The organism is Clostridiales bacterium (assembly GCA_015243575.1).
In the GTDB taxonomy this organism is placed as follows: Bacteria; Bacillota; Clostridia; order Peptostreptococcales; family Anaerovoracaceae; genus Anoxybacterium; species Anoxybacterium hadale.
Window position 1 is genome coordinate 1420660 of the sequence record CP042469.1, and the last position, 15897, is coordinate 1436556.

13 protein-coding genes and 1 pseudogene are annotated in these 15897 nt (G+C 43.6%); 4 read left to right on the forward strand and 10 right to left on the reverse strand.

The window, feature by feature from the left end:
* Positions 1 to 22: 22 nt before the first annotated feature.
* From glpK to FRZ06_06210, 3 genes are read right to left on the reverse strand one after another with little or no spacing between them, the layout of a single operon-like run.
* On the reverse strand, positions 23 to 1513 hold the full coding sequence (gene glpK / locus FRZ06_06200) for a glycerol kinase GlpK (GenBank protein ID QOX62960.1): 1491 nt from the start codon (positions 1511 to 1513) through the stop codon (positions 23 to 25).
* A gap of 3 nt (positions 1514 to 1516) precedes the next feature.
* A complete protein-coding gene (locus tag FRZ06_06205; GenBank protein ID QOX62961.1) occupies positions 1517 to 3022 on the reverse strand; it encodes a flotillin family protein in 1506 nt (501 codons plus the stop codon).
* A 22-nt stretch (positions 3023 to 3044) separates the two neighbouring features.
* Entirely contained in the window at positions 3045 to 3704 is a 660-nt protein-coding gene (locus tag FRZ06_06210) for an NfeD-like protein (GenBank protein QOX62962.1), read from the reverse strand.
* Positions 3705 to 4009: 305 nt separating this feature from the next.
* On the opposite strand from FRZ06_06210, the pseudogene FRZ06_06215 reads away from it, so the two are divergent.
* Positions 4010 to 4210: pseudogene (locus FRZ06_06215) on the forward strand (helix-turn-helix transcriptional regulator).
* Positions 4211 to 4555: 345 nt separating this feature from the next.
* On the opposite strand, the gene FRZ06_06220 reads toward FRZ06_06215, so the two are convergent.
* The 5 genes from FRZ06_06220 to FRZ06_06240 all read right to left on the reverse strand — a co-directional run bounded on the left by FRZ06_06220 (position 4556) and on the right by FRZ06_06240 (position 10241).
* The gene (locus FRZ06_06220) at positions 4556 to 5770 is read right to left on the reverse strand and encodes an oxygen-independent coproporphyrinogen III oxidase (GenBank protein QOX62963.1); all 1215 of its coding nucleotides are present in this window, start codon (positions 5768 to 5770) and stop codon (positions 4556 to 4558) included.
* A complete protein-coding gene (gene lepA, locus FRZ06_06225; GenBank protein ID QOX62964.1) occupies positions 5754 to 7565 on the reverse strand; it encodes an elongation factor 4 in 1812 nt (603 codons plus the stop codon). Before lepA ends, FRZ06_06220 begins: the two co-directional genes overlap by 17 nt.
* A 181-nt stretch (positions 7566 to 7746) precedes the next feature.
* Positions 7747 to 8070: a hypothetical protein gene (locus FRZ06_06230; protein ID QOX62965.1), complete on the reverse strand. Its 324-nt coding sequence runs from the start codon at positions 8068 to 8070 to the stop codon at positions 7747 to 7749.
* A gap of 166 nt (positions 8071 to 8236) precedes the next feature.
* Entirely contained in the window at positions 8237 to 9322 is a 1086-nt protein-coding gene (locus tag FRZ06_06235; protein ID QOX62966.1) for a hypothetical protein, read from the reverse strand.
* A gap of 28 nt (positions 9323 to 9350) precedes the next feature.
* Positions 9351 to 10241 (reverse strand): GPR endopeptidase, encoded by an 891-nt coding sequence (locus FRZ06_06240; GenBank protein QOX62967.1) that lies wholly within the window; start codon positions 10239 to 10241, stop codon positions 9351 to 9353.
* A 147-nt stretch (positions 10242 to 10388) separates the two neighbouring features.
* On the opposite strand from FRZ06_06240, the gene FRZ06_06245 reads away from it, so the two are divergent.
* Positions 10389 to 10658 carry a 30S ribosomal protein S20 gene (locus FRZ06_06245; GenBank protein QOX62968.1) on the forward strand — a complete coding sequence of 90 codons (270 nt, stop codon included), beginning with the start codon at positions 10389 to 10391 and terminating at the stop codon, positions 10656 to 10658.
* Positions 10659 to 11078: 420 nt separating this feature from the next.
* Here FRZ06_06245 and FRZ06_06250 read toward each other — a convergent pair whose 3' ends face one another.
* Positions 11079 to 12326, reverse strand: a complete 1248-nt coding sequence (locus tag FRZ06_06250; GenBank protein QOX62969.1) for an amidohydrolase — start codon at positions 12324 to 12326, stop codon at positions 11079 to 11081.
* A 78-nt stretch (positions 12327 to 12404) separates the two neighbouring features.
* Here FRZ06_06250 and FRZ06_06255 point away from each other — a divergent pair, with 78 nt between their 5' ends.
* Together FRZ06_06255 and FRZ06_06260 are read left to right on the forward strand one after the other, a co-directional pair.
* Complete coding sequence (locus tag FRZ06_06255) at positions 12405 to 13337, forward strand: LD-carboxypeptidase (protein ID QOX65860.1); 933 nt, start codon at positions 12405 to 12407, stop codon at positions 13335 to 13337.
* Between the two features lie 202 nt (positions 13338 to 13539).
* The gene (locus FRZ06_06260; protein ID QOX62970.1) at positions 13540 to 13947 is read left to right on the forward strand and encodes a nucleoside diphosphate kinase regulator; all 408 of its coding nucleotides are present in this window, start codon (positions 13540 to 13542) and stop codon (positions 13945 to 13947) included.
* A gap of 145 nt (positions 13948 to 14092) precedes the next feature.
* Here the strand turns inward: FRZ06_06260 and FRZ06_06265 are convergent, their stop codons facing one another.
* The gene (locus FRZ06_06265) at positions 14093 to 15847 is read right to left on the reverse strand and encodes an AMP-binding protein (protein ID QOX62971.1); all 1755 of its coding nucleotides are present in this window, start codon (positions 15845 to 15847) and stop codon (positions 14093 to 14095) included.
* Positions 15848 to 15897: the final 50 nt, after the last annotated feature.

Below are 15897 nucleotides of genomic sequence, written 5' to 3' on the forward strand. Positions count from 1 at the left end.
TGATCGAAATTTTCATTCCATGTTATTTGGCCCATCCGAAGGAAGTTGAAACCGCTTTCTGCCAACCTCTCAGCAATTCTGTTCTGACCTCAGATTTCATTTCCGGCTGGAAGGTCGTTTCAATTTGCCAATTATCCAGAACATCCTCTTTTCCGTTCCAATATCCAGCCGCAAGCCCCGCCAGATACGCAGCACCCAAGGAAGTGGTTTCAATCGTTACAGGACGTTTTACAGATACGTCCATTAGGTCAGATTGAAATTGCATCAGAAAATCATTGGCACATGCTCCACCATCCACTTTTAGAGCCGCAAGCCGAATCCCAGAGTCTTCCTCCATAGCCTTCAATACGTCATAGGATTGATAAGCGAGAGATTCCAGCGTCGCCCTTACAATGTGGTATTTATTGGAACCTCTGGTGAGTCCTACGAGCGTTCCTCTTGCATAAGGATCCCAGTATGGCGCTCCCAGCCCTACAAAGGCAGGAACGAGATATACCCCATTGGTATCCTCAACTTTTCTTGCCATCCACTCCGAGTCAGCCGAACGGTCCAGGAGACCCAGTTCATCTCGGAGCCACTGGATGGCAGCTCCTGCAATAAATACAGAGCCCTCCAGTGCGTAATTTACCGTTCCATCAAGCCCCCATGCGATGGTGGTCAGCAACCCTTTCTGGGAATGAACTGGTTTCGTTCCAGTATTCATTAGGAGAAAACAACCGGTGCCGTAGGTATTCTTCGCTTCTCCTTCTGAGAAACACGTCTGACCAAACAAGGCAGCTTGCTGATCTCCCGCAGCTCCTGCAATGGGAATTTCTCCACCGAAAATAGAACTGTCCGTTACACCATAAATGTGGCTGGAAGGTTTTGACTCAGGCAGCATAGAAACGGGTATCCCAAGCTCATTTAGTATTTCTCGATCCCATTCAAGTGTGTGGATATTAAAAAGCATCGTTCTTGAGGCATTTGAAAAATCCGTTATGTGAACCTTGCCCCCAGTCAGCTTCCAAATCAGCCAGGTTTCCACGGTTCCAAATAAAAGTTCACCGCGGTGTGCCCGCTCTGCCGCTCCTTCCACATGGTCTAGAATCCATTTAATCTTTGTCCCTGAAAAATATGCGTCGATGGGTAATCCCGTTTTATTCCGAAACGTTTCCGACAATCCTTTTTCTTTCAGGCTGTCGCAATACTCCGCGGTCCGTCTGCATTGCCATACAATGGCATTAGAGACCGGCTTCCCGGTCTCCTTATCCCATACGATGGTTGTTTCTCTTTGATTGGTAATGCCGATGGCGCAGATGTTTTTATAACCGGCGTTAATCTTGTACATGGCTTCCTGAGCAACCCCAATCTGGGTAGACCAGATTTCCATTGCGTCATGTTCGACCCAGCCCGGCTTGGGATAGATCTGGGTGAATTCCTTTTGCGCAAGGCTTATAATTTCGCCCTTTTTGTTGTATAGAATACACCGGGAACTCGTGGTTCCCTGATCCAGTGCCATGATGTACTGCTCCATACGTTAGTCTCTCAGTGGTCTGCGTACTGCCTGTCTCTTTCCCTCTGCCTCATCATCTGAAGCTTCCTGATTCAGGCTGGCGTTAGCTTGGAGATCTTGGTTCAGAGCAGTGTCGCTCGAAACAGCTACTGCTTCTTTTGTATCCTCACCCAGTTCTTTTCCGAGGAAAGCAGGCAGTTCCATACCCGCCTGATGGAACAGTTCATTCATTGGAGGAATGGACTTCATCATCCCGGAAAGAAAGTTTGCGGTTGCAGTCTTGCCCTGTTCACCTGCTCCGTTGCTGTCCCAGACAGTAACCTTATCAATCTTGATATTCTTAATGGCATCGACCTGAATTCTAGTCAGATCTTCCAGCTTATCTGCAATGATCAGCTTAACAGCAGCATCTGCATCCTGACCGGCAGCTTCCACAAGAAGCTTCATACCTTCCGCCTGCTTTGCAAGAATCTCTCTTGCACCTCTGGCTTCTGCCTCCAGTTTTGCATAGATCGCATCCGCTTCACCGCGAGCTTTACGTCTCATTACTTCCGCCTGCGCCTCCGCTTCGATCTCTGCTCTTTCTTTCATGATCTGTGCATTGATCAGAACGTCTGCTGTCTGCGTTGCTTTTTCCAGCTGGGCACGAGTCTGCTCCGCTTCCTGCTGTGCAAGGTAAGATTCCTGTTTTGCTCTTGCAGCCTGAACTGCTTCAGCAGCGGTAGCCATTTTCAGTGCTTCCGCTTCTTTTTCTCTTCTTCTTGCTTCTGACTGAGCTACTTCAATTTTAGCAGTATTTTCTCCGTCGATGGCGCTTGCATCAGCAGCAGCGACCTGGATACGCTGATCCTTATGTGCATTTGCCTGACCGATTTCACCGTCTCTATTTTTCTCAGCAACGCTTTTCTTCGCATCATTGATGGCTTTAGCGGCAGCTTCTTTACCGAGTGCCTCTATGTAGCCAGACTCATCATTGATGTCCGTTATATTTACGTTGATCAGCCTCAGACCGATCTTCTTCAGTTCAATCTCAACATTGTTTGATACTGCAAGCAGGAATTTATCACGATCTGTGTTGATTTCTTCAATATCCATTGTTGCGATAACAAGTCTGAGCTGACCAAAGATAATATCCTTTGCCAGTTCCTGAATTTCCTGCAGTCTCAGACCTAAAAGCCTTTCTGCTGCATTCTGCATAACACCAAGCTCCGTTGAAATACCAACGGTGAATCTAGATGGTACATCGATACGGATGTTCTGCTTCGAAAGCGCCTGGGTCAGGTCAACGCTGATGGAAATCGGCGTCAAATCCATATATTGATACGCCTGAATAACCGGAATAATAAATGCCGCGCCCCCGTGAATACATCTTGCGCTCTTTGTCTGCCCATCTTTATCGTTGCCGACTTTACCATAGATTACCATCACTTTGTCTGAAGGGCACTTTCTGTACCGCGACAGAATTAAAATAATGGTCGAAAGCAAAACGACCGCGATGATACAAACTGCGATTAATACTTGAATACTCATACTCTTACTACCTCCTTATAAACTACTGATCTTCTTCTACGATCAAAATATCGTTTCTGACGTCCGTAACTCGAACCAACTCTCCTGTAGGGAGCATTTCTTCGCCGAACGCAATTGCGCTGCATTCGACATATCTTCCCTGAACCTGCATTGTTATTTTTCCGATGCCGGAGCCCCCTGCCGGAATGGGTATATATACTCTGCCCGATTCACCGATTGCATTCCTCAGATCCAAGGTTCCGTTTTCCGTGAGTTTTCTCGAGGCGTGCAGCAGCTTTGCCGCCGCATACATCGCTACAAAACCCATGGCAATCCCCACCATAACGCTGAGAAACACCGGTGTTCCTGATGTCACTCCCACAATAGAGCTCCACCCCATAACAGTCAGAAACGTAACAATTCCTTGAAGGGTAATCATACTCATGATTGAAAAATCATGCGGATTCCCCCCATCGCTTATTTTGCCGATATCCCCCATATCGGAGGCATCTGCTATTTCGCCTATATCTGATCCCCCATGAAAATCGATACCTGAAGTATCACTTGTATCAATTCCTCCGCCGCCTTCAAAACCCCCCAGCAGCGAAAGAACGGTCTGAATCACCATCACAAGAGTCGACGGTATCGCAATACAATATAAGATTCTTAACGCCCCATCCAATCCGTTCCACCATTCTGTCATGTAATCTCCTCCTTTGCCTTTTGATTCTTTGTAATAATGCGTTCAAGCTGAACAAAATCTAAGGGGATTTTGTTTCTTATGCGCATTTATTATATCACATTTTTACCACATATCGACAGGAAAGCGAAAGATTATGATGGTAAATCTTATTTACCTTAATTATAGCACTCGTCAAAACGTTGTCAATGATAAAAGTTGATAATTTCAGTTGATTTTAGCAATTATCCTTGTTAATATAAAGTAAATCATACTTACATCATAGAAAACGAGACAAGATTAAAGCGAAATAAGATTAAAGGTGGATTATGAATTCTGTAGAGCTCGGAAGAAAAATTAAAGAAGCTAGAATCACCAGAAAGATGACGCAAAGTGAAGTGGTGGGCAATTTTATCACCAGAAATATGCTGAGCCAAATCGAAAGCGGTACCGCTACGCCTTCCATTAAAACGCTGGAGTACCTTTCTCGGGTTCTTGACATTCCGCTCTTTCAGCTGATTCCCGATCAAAAAGATGATTCTATCACAATTCTTAACCGTGCAAAAAAGCACCTTGCAGAAGGTGCTTACGATAAAATTCTAAAAATGGAAGAAGGATATCCGCCGGAGCTGCAGGATGAGTTCTGGGCGATATTCGCAAATGCCAGTCTGAAGCTTGCAAAACAGCAGCTTCGCTCCGGGAGTTATCAGGACGCCGCTCGGCTTTCCCAGAAGGCTATGGAGTATGCAGAAAAAGGTATCTATGCAAATTCCACAGTCAAGTCAGAAAGCATTATCGTATTGAATCAAGCAGCAGAAAAGCTGAGACATGGATAAAATGGCCAAGCCTGCCATCCTCCATTGATTAGGGCTTCATTAAATTATAAACTCAGTCAGGATTGTATTGGAAATATCAATTCCCTTTTCCGTAAACAGCAGCTGGTTACCGTCATAGATCAAGTACTCATCTTCTATATACCTCTCTATTTGCATCCAATTCTGGGAAAACACATCCGTTATTTGTTCTCCAAATCTCTTTTGAAAGTCGTTCAGATCAACACCGGTTATTCTCCTGAGACCTGTAAAGAGATATTCAGAAATATTGTCTTCTCTGGAATTGAGATGATTCCAAACCTCTGAGGCACCCTCCGCGCTGAGATATGTTTTAAAATCCGTAACATTGCTGAATCGTGTGCCACTCATAAAAGAGTGAGCGCCAAGCCCCATTCCAAGATAGTCCTCCATAGACCAGTACTTCAAATTGTGCCGAGATTGATATCCTTTCTTTGCCGCATTGGAAATCTCATACTGGAGATAATCCTTCTCCTTCAAAAAGGATTGGGCGTAATGATACATATCACGGTCTTCCTGCCCGTCGGTCTCAACAAGAGTACCTTCTTTCTTCATTTGGAAGAAAAGAGTCCCTTCTTCTATTTGAAGGCTATAAAAAGACAAATGCTCCGGTGCAAGGTCCACTGCACACTGCAGCGTTTCTTGCCAATGCTTTAGATTCTGTCCCGGGATGGAGAACATCAGGTCAATATTAATATTCGAAAAACCGCAGCTCCGAGCGAGAGAATAGTTGTCATAAAAGTCCTCAGCGCTATGAGCCCTGCCCAAACGTGTCAGAAGATCGTTATCAAAAGACTGGGTGCCGATGCTGAGACGATTGATTCCCATTTCAAGGTAAGCCTCAAGTTTTTCCTTGTTTAGCGTCTTGGGATTACTCTCTATGGTTATTTCAGCATCATCCGAAAGGTCGAACGCTTTCTTGAGCGCCTTAGTCAATTCCCTTAAAAGGCTGGTATCGACCAAAGACGGTGTACCTCCGCCGACAAAGATCGAATCGACATAATATTTGTTATGGTATTTTTCAGAACAGATTTCGATTTCTTTTAATAAAGCACCCAGATAAGCCTTTTGACTATCATAGCCTGCTTCAAAGGACAGGAAATCGCAGTAATTGCATTTTTTAATGCAAAATGGGATATGGATATATAAGCCCAAGGGTTTCCTTGGGCTTATGATTTTGTCGTTATTTACTTTGATAGAATTGCCGTTTCCTTCGACAGCTTTATTTATTGTCATCATATTTCAGCACCGCTGTAAATGCCTCCTGAGGAACCTCCACGCTGCCAAACTGTCTCATTCGCTTCTTTCCTTCCTTCTGTTTCTCCAGAAGTTTTCTCTTTCTTGAGATATCACCGCCGTAGCATTTTGCAAGTACGTCCTTACGATATGCTTTAACGGTTTCTCTGGCAATAACCTTCTGACCGATGGAAGCCTGAATAGGAACTTCAAACTGATGGGGTGGAATGATTTCCTTCAGCTTCTCGCAGACAAAGCGTCCCCTGCTGTAGGCCTTTGACTCATGCACGATCATGGAGAAGGCATCCACCAGATCCTTATTCAGCAGAATATCCATCTTCACAACATTTGACTTTTCATATCGGATAAACTCATAATCCAAGGAACCGTAGCCTCTGGTCTTTGATTTCAAAGCATCAAAGAAGTCATAGATTACTTCATTCAGCGGCATTTCATAATGAAGCGCTACGCGGCTTTCGGTAATATACTCCATGTGAAGCATTTTTCCCCGACGCTCCTGGCAGATTTCCATAATGCTGCCGACATATTCTTTCGGAATCATTATGTCTGCTTTTACGATTGGTTCCTGAATGTGGTTGATCAATAGCGGTGACGGTAGATTAGAAGGATTCTGAATCATTTCTTCTGTTCCGTCATTCATCACAACCTTGTAGATTACGCTTGGCGAGGTTGTAATAATGCCGAGGTCGAATTCTCTCTCCAGTCTCTCCACGATGATTTCCATATGAAGAAGTCCCAAAAATCCGCATCGGAATCCGAAACCAAGCGCTGTGGAGGTTTCCGGTTCAAAATGGAAGGCCGCATCATTTACCTGCAGCTTTTCCAGCGCATCTTTGACGTTTTCGTATTTTTCCCCTTCTGCAGGATAGATACCGCAGTAAACCATAGGCTGAACTTTTTTATAGCCGGGCAGAGGTTCTTCTGTGGGATCATGGTCCAATGTAATGGTATCTCCTACTCTGGCATCGGCAACCTGCTTAATGCTGGCACAGATATAGCCTACCTCGCCGGCAGAAAGTTCGCTGACCGGCACGGGGCCCGGAGAATAAACGCCTACCTCTGTGACCTCATACTTCTTTTTCGTATTCATAAGGCGGATCAAATCACCCTTTTTAATCTTGCCGTCAAATACACGGGTGTAAATGACCACGCCTCGATAATTATCATAATAGGAGTCGAAGATCAATGCCTTTAGTTTACCGCCTGCATCACCAGTTGGTGCCGGAACCTTTTCAACGACGGCTTCAAGAACATCCTCAATTCCGATCCCTTCCTTCGCCGAAATTAAAGGTGCATCATGGGCATCAATTCCAATGATATCTTCAATCTCCAGCTTCGCTTCATCAGGCCTAGCGCTTGCCAGATCGATTTTGTTAATTACCGGAAGAATCTCAAGTTCCTCATCCAAAGCAAGATAAACGTTGGCAAGAGTTTGGGCTTCTACGCCTTGAGTTGCGTCCACAATGAGCACCGCGCCTTCACAAGCTGCAAGACTTCTGGAAACTTCATACGTAAAGTCCACATGTCCAGGTGTATCAATGAGATTAAAGATATATTCGTTTCCGTTTTTTGCACGATAAGCAAGCCTTGTGGTCTGAAGCTTGATGGTTATTCCTCGTTCCCGTTCCAGATCCATGTTGTCCAAAAATTGCTCCTTCATCTCCCGGTGGGAAACGAGGCCTGTATTTTCAATGATACGGTCTGCCAGGGTGGATTTTCCGTGATCTATATGCGCTATAATGCAGAAATTTCTTATCAATTGCTGGTACGAATTCATTGTTCCTCCCAATATATTTTCAAATATTTCATATTTTGCTTTATATACAGCGTTTATTCTATCATCCGTGCAAATCGATGCTCCGATTTGCTTCACACCGATACAATAAACGCATCTCGAAGGCAAAATTTCATATTTTGCTTCGTTTACAGCGTTCATTATAACACACCAGCAGTACCCTTTACAATATCTCTGTTTTAAATACGTTATAGTCCCGTTCTGTTTCAACGATACCTAAGAATCCCTGAATTTCAGAAACGGCAGTGTCCAGTCCTGCTGTGACACTGCCGCTGAGTTCCTTCCAGTCTTCCTTCAGCTCGCTGATATTAATCGCCGCATTTTTTCCGAACATGGATAAGGTAAGGTAATCCGAATTGACTCTCCGGATCTGCAGTGTAATCTTGCCCGGTTGATCCATCATATCCGAATACGCTTCATCCACAGCTGTAAAGCCGTATACAGCTAAAAATACAAGAATAAATAGAATTGTTTTCTTTAATCTCATGGTGTTGTTCCTCCAATCAGCTCTCCATAATGCAGAAAAGCTTCTGATTACAGCGCACTGATTCCTTTTCTTTTGTAGTTAGCAAACCGCTGACTCATTCCGTGCGCGCACTTCATTGAATCAGCGTTACCTTCGTATTTTTAAGTTTCTGCTTTAATTGTTGACTCTATTGATTTTCTTTAATTACTTCAGCCAATACTTTCGCAAAATATTTTGCGGTTGTCTTTGTCTGTTCAATGGTATTCTCATTGTTCCCAACTTCAAGCAAAATAAGGTTGTCAGCTACATACTGGTTGAATTTATAAGGTTTCTCAATAATCTTACCGCCAAATCCCGGATACATCTCTTCAGCTTTCTTATTAATTTTATTTGCAAATGAGCGAAGAGCTTCAACATTGGGATTGCCTGTTCCAATTACAAGGCTGTAACCAGCCATGGTTTCGCTATTTACACTGACGGTTTTCGCTACATTCCCAACATAACCTGCTGCATCTCTATGTAAGTCAATCACGATTTTATCCGAATCATAACTTGCCATCAAAGTCTTAATGGTCTCAAGTGATCTGGAGTAAGACTGATTATACGACGGAGAGTCGTGAAGAGTCTTATCGTGAACAACTTGAATTCCCATCTTGCGCAGTTCATCGGTCAGTACATCTCCAACCTCTCTGACCGTACCGTATTCTTTAAGAGAGTGGAAATTCCCTTCTGTTACCGGCTGGTAGGATTCTGTTGCATGGGTGTGGTAGATGATAACCACCGGTTTTTTCACATCTACATCAGCAGGAGTAGGGTTAGGAACCTCCGCTGTGATGCCGGAATCCGTGGTTTGTTCTGGACTAGGAGTACCGCTCTGATCAATGTCTTCAGGGGTGAAGAAATAACCCGGGTCTTCTTCCGCAAGATCATCATTTAGAACCTTTGCTCCAGGAAACATAGATCCCATCATTCCCTTCAGCAAACCAGAGGACTTTTCATTCTTCAAAGAGTCTGCTTCGCCTTTCTGATCCGGTAATGTTGCAAGAGCTTCTCTTGATTCAAAAGAACTCCTGCTTACAGTGGGAAAGATATTTCCGATGTACATCTTACCAACATCTTCTTTTTGTGCTTCAAACATCCCCAAGGGTCCGCCATGCATAAATGAAATCATAATAAAACCGGAGACAATCCAGAACAGTAAGGTCATGAATGCCAGTCTTCCGCTTCCAGATTTCCTCCTGCCGCTATATGCCCCGTATCTTCTCTTTCTCATTGATTTAACTCCTCAACACTCAGCAATACTAAGAGTATATGCCCGGATGAAGCGTTATATTAATTCCATTTGCAATTATATCGGAAAAATCCTTGATCACCTGATCGATATCTGTAGCTGTAACAATCATCTGATATCCATTGTCATCGAGATATGCCTCAGCCCCGTCAGGATCACTTAAAAAACCACTGAGATTATCCAATATTAAGGTTTTTGTATCGATTACAGTCGGAACACCAATCGCAATCACCTTGATTCCGAGGGTCGATTCATTGAGTTGTTTACGCATATTACCGGTTCCTGCTCCCGGAGCAATTCCCGTGTCGCTAATCTGGATCGTGGTACTAATCCTGTCCACATTCCTTGCTGCTAGAGAATCGATGGCTATAATAAGCTCAGGTTTTGCAATCCTTGCAGCGCTCTGAATCAAATCTGCAGTCTCCATTCCTGTGGAACCCATTACCCCGGGTATAAATCCGCTAACACATGAGATTTCATTGTCACTATCCGTATCGTACATCAAAAAGTAATGCCTTGTAACCTTGACCTTGGCCACTGTATACGGTCCCAGCGAATCCGGAGTCACCTTATCGTTGCCAAGGCCGATGATCAGTACTTTTAATTGACTGTGAAATTTGATCAACCGCTTCAATTCAAGAGACAGAGCCATTGCCGCTTTTTCCTTGATTTCTTCACTTCCGTCAACTGCACTGTCAATCTCAAGGGTGATATAATTGCCAATGGGCTTGCTCAAGATCTTACTGCCATGTTCATCGGTTATTTTAATCCTGGTGATATCCACCGCTCCTTCATAGTGATCAGTTTCAACCTCTACACCTTTTATTTCGATTTTTTCTTCTTGATTCTCTTTGTCGTAGATTTCTTTATTTTCAATCGCTAGATCCGTTCTGAATTTCATCTTGCTTTATCTCTCTTTCCATCGATCTTCGTTTGTGATATCTTGAAGCAGAAGCATTTATTAAACTTTTTATATTTTTGCCTTGCGTTTTCCATTCTATTCATGTATACTCAAACTTGCGATATTTTGCGAAAGTGGGGTGAAATAATGGCGAATATCAAATCAGCAAAGAAAAGAATCAGTGTCATCGCAAAGAAGACAGCAGTCAACAGAAGAGTTAAATCTCATCTGAAGGCGATCGTGAAGAATTTTGACGGAGCAATTGCTACCGGAGATTTTGACACAGCGAAAGCTAAGCTGGCTTTAGCAGAAAAGAAATTGATGCAGGCAGCTGCAAAAGGAACCATTCATAAGAATGCTGCTTCCAGAAAAGTTTCCAGAATGACGACTAGATTCAACAAAGCAAAAGCAGAATAATCTCACCCGTCCCCACAGTGCATAAGTTAAATGCACAAAATATGGAAACAATTAATCATGCCAGAGCTGGCGGTGTCTCCCAGTTCATGGCATGATTTATTTTGCTTTTAATCAAGGAACGACATAGGGAAGATAAACGGATAAAGAAATAAATACGATCCAAAATTGCAAGAATAAGCCCATCAACCGTGGCTGAAAGCAGCTGTCGGAAGGTTTTTTCTGCACTCTCCGCTTAATTGAGCAGCTTGTTCAGCTACTGTCAAACACGGTTTATGGATAGGTTTGTTTGACAGCCTGAACATAGCGAAATGAAGCGCTGAGAGTGTCAAAAACCTGACCAGCTGATGAATCCGCGGCTGGTGGGCTTATTCTACTTGCGGATCGCTGTAAGCTTTATCCGTTTATCAATGAATTATGGTTCTATTCTAGGAGCTTTAAAACTGACATCACCAGCAATTGGATTCCAATTCCAATGCATTTTTCATCTACTTCAAAACCACCGGAGTGTATCCCATCATTTTCCCGCCCTTTAAAGCCGCTTCCCAGGAAGAAAAACGCTCCCGGAACCTTTTCTAGATAATAGGAAAAATCCTCAACACCCATCGTGGGTTCCTTCAGCTCCACAACCTTCTCAATTGCGGTCTCACAAATAACCGCATTCCGTACTGCGTCGACAACAATGTTATCGTTTGTCAAAACCGGATATCCCTTTTTAAATTTCACTTCCGCCCTCGCACCATAAGCCTTTGCTGTAGACTGCGCCATCTCCTTCAGTCTAATTTTCAAAAACTCTCTGCTGAAACTGTCAAGGGCTCGTATCGTTCCCTCCATTATGACAGTATCCGCAATCAAATTGACAGCAGTGCCGCCATGGACACTTCCAAAGGTAATGACAGCAGGATTAAGAGGACTAACATTTCTTGCTACAATACTCTGAGCACCGCATATAATCTGTGCTGCAGCTGCTATTGCATCGATTCCCATTTCCGGGTATGCTCCGTGGCTGTGCTTCCCCTTTACTGTAATATGAAACGTATCTGATGATGCGTGGACCTTCCCGTACTTGATACCGATGGTTCCAGCTGGGAGATCAGGCTTCACATGCAGTCCGAGAATAAAATCCGTTCTGGGACTCAAGCATCCCCTGCGCATCATGCGCCTTGCACCGCCTGTGGTTTCTTCTGCGGGTTGAAATATAAATTTAACATTGCCATTAATTTCATCCTTTATTTCGTTCAAAACCCTTGCAGTTCCAAGAACTACCGCCATATGGACATCATGTCCGCAAGCATGCATAAGTCCTTTCCTTCTGGAGGCAAACGGAAGGAGAACCGTCTCCTGGATCGGAAGCGCATCCATGTCTGCCCGAAGTGCGACTGTTTTTTTCTCTGCACTTTTATGGATGGTCCCGACGACCCCGGTAGAGAGCACTTCCTGATAATCAATATTCAATATACTCAGCTCCCGTTTGATTCTTTCAGAGGTTCTACACTCTTCATTTCCAAGTTCAGGCCATTGATGCAAGTCCTGCCGCACGCTCACTGCCCATTTTTCCGACTCTGTTACCAGTTCATCCAATTTCACGTGACTGACCAAGTTGAAATCCCTCCCCCGCAGTATTAATTGCTTCTCTGTATTAGGGAAGCACTGATTAATTCCGTGCCACACTTCATTAAATCAGAACTTCCTTAATATAATATTAAGCAGAAATGTGATTTATGAGGAGGTACTTGCAGAATGTCCGTTATGCTAAAACCAAAATGTCTAAAGGCCGGGGACCGGATTGCTTTAATCGCTCCATCATCTCCTGTAACGGAGGAGAAACTGAAGCTGTGCGCCAACTCCGTTAAGTTTCTGGGCTTAAAACCAGTCATTTACCCCTCTGCCACCATGTCACACGGATATTTATCAGGCCCCGATGTTATCCGTGCGAAAGATATCAACGATGCCTTTCAAAATCCAGATATCGAGGGTATCTTCTGTGTAAGAGGCGGCTATGGAATGACACGAATATTGAATAAAATAGATTATAAGTCCATTGCTAAGAATCCAAAGCTTCTGATTGGTTACAGCGATATCACAGGGCTGCACGTCGCGCTCAATCAAAAATGCAAATTGATTACACTTCATTCACCAATGCCCTCTCGCGGCTGGGACTCGCTGGATTCGGTTACGTTGGGCTGTCTTAGGGAAAGCCTTCTTTCATCAAAGCCTTTAGGAGCAGCTCCTGAAATGAAAGGGGAACCCATTGAAATCATTCATCCCGGTGTTGCAGAGGGCCAGATCATCGGAGGAAATCTTTCCTTGCTGGCAGCAACTTTAGGAACCCCCTATGAGATTAATACAAAGAACAAAATCTTATTTATTGAAGAAGTAGAAGAGCGAAATTACAAAATTGACCGGGGCTTAACGAGTCTTGCTCTCGCCGGGAAATTCAGGGATTGTGCGGGCATAATTCTCGGAACCTGGGCAGACTGCGGAGATCCCGATGTAGAGCCTGAACACAATCTAACGTTGTCTCAAGTTTTTGAGGAGGTCATCAAACCCTTCCAAAAGCCCACCATCAATAATTTCAGAGCAGGCCATATCTATCCTCAAATTACAATCCCCATGGGGGTACGAACGCTTCTGGACGCCGATCATGGATCTGTTACATTTTTGGAATCCGCAACCAGGTAACAAAAGAAAAACTTGTTATAAATCCCTTGCCCGTCCCATATTTTATGTATATAATAACATTAGAGAAAAGAACCGTCATAGATTACACACATTTCCTATGAAGGGCTTTTATTTAATGTGATTAGAATGCATTTAAATGAAAGGCCTTTTATTTTTTTATTTTAGAAAAATAAAAGCTTTCAAATTTTACGGAGGTGCGGAGTTGTCCAGGCAAATTTACATTACAGAAAATGACAAGAATAAGTTAAAGAAATTAATCGTGAACGCAGTGCTTGAAGGTCTGCAGTCAGATAAATCGTTCGGGCACTTGAGAGACGAAATTGAAAAGGCGAAGGTCCTTGACGGGAGAAAGTTACCCCAAAACGTGATAACAATGAACTCTAAGGCTTTAATCTCAATCAATGGCAACGAAGAAGAGGTTACCTTAGTCTATCCGCAAGATGCGGATCTGATCGAAAACAAAATTTCGATTCTTTCCCCAATCGGTACCGCCATCTTAGGTTATAGCGAGGGTGATACAATCCAATGGTCTGTTCCCTCGGGTATGACAGAAATACATATCAAGGAAGTTCTTTACCAGCCAGAAGCCGCAGGTGATCTGCACCTGTAGGATTACTGCAAAACAGAGCTTGAAGCACTCTTCCCGATCGTATCGGGGCAGGTATCTCAAGCTCTCTTTTCTTTTTGATTCTTATCGATTATTTGTATTCATAGGTTCACTCGCTTCAGCGACTTTTTGGAAATATTTAAAGAAATTACACATTCTTGTGTCTTTGAATTTTTTTCGTTGTGGTTTTGATAAATTCGTCTTTCCGTACAGCAATGTTTCTGATGCGCTTGTATATGGGAAGCTTCTCATTGATCTCTGAAATGACTCGTTTAATCAGCGACTGAACTTCTTCTTCCCCAAAACCTTCTCCAAATTCCTCATAAATGACCTCATAATTGGGTCTGACCTGTGCACTGACCAGAGTATCCTCATTGTCATCATCTTCATAGCCGTGAACCAGGCTCTCCTGAATGTATTTATTACGGTTAATGTAATATTCTACTTCTTCAGGATAGATATTCTTTCCGTTTTTGGTTACGATAACGTTCTTCTTCCTGCCTGTAATATAGAGCCAGCCCGCATCGTCTAAAAATCCAAGATCTCCAGTGTGGAACCAGCCGTCACGAATTACTTCTGCAGTTTTTTCCGGCAGATTGTAATATCCCAGCATAACATTTGGTCCTCTGTATATGATTTCACCAATTCCATCTTCATCCTTGTCGATGATTCTGATCTCACCGCTTGCGACGGCTGGCCCTACGGAGCCTGCCTTCTTTGAATCATAGAAATCAGGGGTTCCTGAAACCAAGGGCGCACATTCTGTGAGACCGTAGCCTTGCAGCATTTTCAGACCTAGATCGTCATATCCCCGCAGAACATTCGGATCAATTCCTGCTGCTCCTGATATCAGCAGCCTCAATTTCCCTCCAAACTTCTCGTGGATACTCTTAAACAGTTTTCGGCTTGCATCCATGCCCAGCGATTTCATGGTTTTATTGAATTTAATCGCCTTTTTCAGGGTCTTGGCTTTTCCTGTTTTTTCTGCTTGTTTCCAGATTTTATCATAGATGGATTCAAAGATGAGCGGAACGCCAATGAGCACAGTGGCCTGCGCTTCTACCAAGTTCTTATTTACATATTTAAGCCCCTCACAGAACGCGGTAGAGGCTCCCCGATACAAAATAAGGGACATACCCATTGTCGATTCAAATGTATGATGGATCGGAAGGATGGATAACGTCCGATCCTCCGGTGTGATGAGAGCAATTTTACAGGTATCCATTACGTTTACTGCAATATTGCGATGACTGAGCATAACACCTTTTGCAGCATCCGTTGTTCCCGATGTGAACAGAATTATTTTCATTTCGTCAGGATCAATAATACTGTCGATAAAGCTCAAGTCGCCGCCACGAACCAATGCCTCGCCCGATGCCACCAGGTCTTCCCAGTTACAAATACTGCCTTTCACCGGCTCAGCGTCAGAAACTTTTAATGGTTCGTTTAGATCAGTCCTATCTCCATAAACCTTCATTCTGATTTTGTAGTCAATCTCGATATCGCTTACGTACTCTTCAAAGCTCTGGGTAAAGAATACTGCTTTACAGTTCGCAGTCCGCAGAAGATTTTGAATTTCTTCTTTTCCCAGTTCCTTATCTAAAGGAACAACAATTCCTGCCCCATTTACTACCGCAAAATAAGATGCAATCCATTCATAACAGTTTTCACCAATTATCGCAATTGCGGCATCCTTGAGTCCCATTGAGATCAACTTCGTTCCGAGCGCATCAACGTCATTCTTGACCTGCGCGTAAGTAATTTCCTCATACGCCCCACCCTTCACTTTCTTCGTCAGAAAGGCGGTTCTGTCTTTATGTTGCTGCGCACTGGAATTCAGCATATCCTTAAGCGATGTTATATTGCTGACTTCATGGTACTTTTCTTTCAGTTTATTTTCCATTTCCTGCTTTGCTCCTCACTAGAATAGTATTACTACATAATAAGGTATGT

Coding starts and splice junctions, on each gene's coding strand:
- glpK (QOX62960.1), bottom strand. CDS start 1,513: ATGGAGCAGTACATCATGGCACTGGATCAGGGAACCACGAGTTCCCGG.
- FRZ06_06255 (QOX65860.1), top strand. CDS start 12,405: ATGCTAAAACCAAAATGTCTAAAGGCCGGGGACCGGATTGCTTTAATC.
- FRZ06_06265 (QOX62971.1), bottom strand. CDS start 15,847: ATGGAAAATAAACTGAAAGAAAAGTACCATGAAGTCAGCAATATAACA.
- FRZ06_06205 (QOX62961.1), bottom strand. CDS start 3,022: ATGAGTATTCAAGTATTAATCGCAGTTTGTATCATCGCGGTCGTTTTG.
- FRZ06_06210 (QOX62962.1), bottom strand. CDS start 3,704: ATGACAGAATGGTGGAACGGATTGGATGGGGCGTTAAGAATCTTATAT.
- FRZ06_06230 (QOX62965.1), bottom strand. CDS start 8,070: ATGAGATTAAAGAAAACAATTCTATTTATTCTTGTATTTTTAGCTGTA.
- FRZ06_06235 (QOX62966.1), bottom strand. CDS start 9,322: ATGAGAAAGAGAAGATACGGGGCATATAGCGGCAGGAGGAAATCTGGA.
- FRZ06_06245 (QOX62968.1), top strand. CDS start 10,389: ATGGCGAATATCAAATCAGCAAAGAAAAGAATCAGTGTCATCGCAAAG.
- lepA (QOX62964.1), bottom strand. CDS start 7,565: ATGAATTCGTACCAGCAATTGATAAGAAATTTCTGCATTATAGCGCAT.
- FRZ06_06220 (QOX62963.1), bottom strand. CDS start 5,770: ATGATGACAATAAATAAAGCTGTCGAAGGAAACGGCAATTCTATCAAA.
- FRZ06_06240 (QOX62967.1), bottom strand. CDS start 10,241: ATGAAATTCAGAACGGATCTAGCGATTGAAAATAAAGAAATCTACGAC.